We start from the raw sequence: 716 nt of genomic DNA on the forward strand, positions 1-716 counted from the left end.
TCATCAGTCAGTTCGTATTTCTTTTTTATCATAATAACCTCCTCTTAATGCATGCTTTGTCTTTTAAGCTCTTGAGACAGCACACCAATTCCTTTTGCTGTAATTTTTGCGCAAGGAATGACTTTTTCTATTCCACTTGCGGTTTGAAGTGTGATGGTTGGACAATCCATAAGTTTCTTTTGGATTTTGTCTTGATAAGGAAGCAAATTTCCACCTGCTGCTCGTCTGTAAACCCAACCTTTTTTCTGTAAGAAGAGAATGAACTGTTTTGGTTGCATCTCGAGTATTTTAGCGGCTTCTGTAAGACCAAAGAGTCCATCATGGCGCTGTAAGCTTTCAAGAGCCATTGCCTTTGGTTTTAAATTTGCAATAATGTTATCTTTTTGTTCATTTTCATTTTTGAGATACGTTAAAACACCAAGCATAACTTGAGGGCTTGAGTAGTCGATTTGTGGTATTACTGCTTGCTTTTCCAATTCTTGCCAACGGTCTATAATCCTAGCGCGTAATGTCATGCTGTAACCAGAAACTAAAATGAGGCATTCACGTTTAGGAAGGTTGTAACAGTTTTGGGGTTTACCCTGTTTATCTAAATAGGTGGATCCAAATTTGGATTGACCCCCTTCAGGATATAATTCTCCTAACATTTGTCGAATATCACGCATAATATGCGCATGTTGCTTACCGCATAACTCTGCAATTTCACGACTAGACAT

General features: G+C 38.1%; 1 protein-coding gene. It reads right to left on the reverse strand.

The window, feature by feature from the left end:
* Nucleotides 1-44 precede the first annotated feature (44 nt).
* A partial coding sequence (locus tag ACFILA_RS09765; protein ID WP_375661151.1) for a Rha family transcriptional regulator occupies nt 45-716 on the reverse strand: 672 nt, incomplete at its 5' end.

It is taken from the genome of Bartonella sp. CL71SXKL, from assembly GCF_042194935.1.
Classification (GTDB): domain Bacteria; phylum Pseudomonadota; class Alphaproteobacteria; order Rhizobiales; family Rhizobiaceae; genus Bartonella.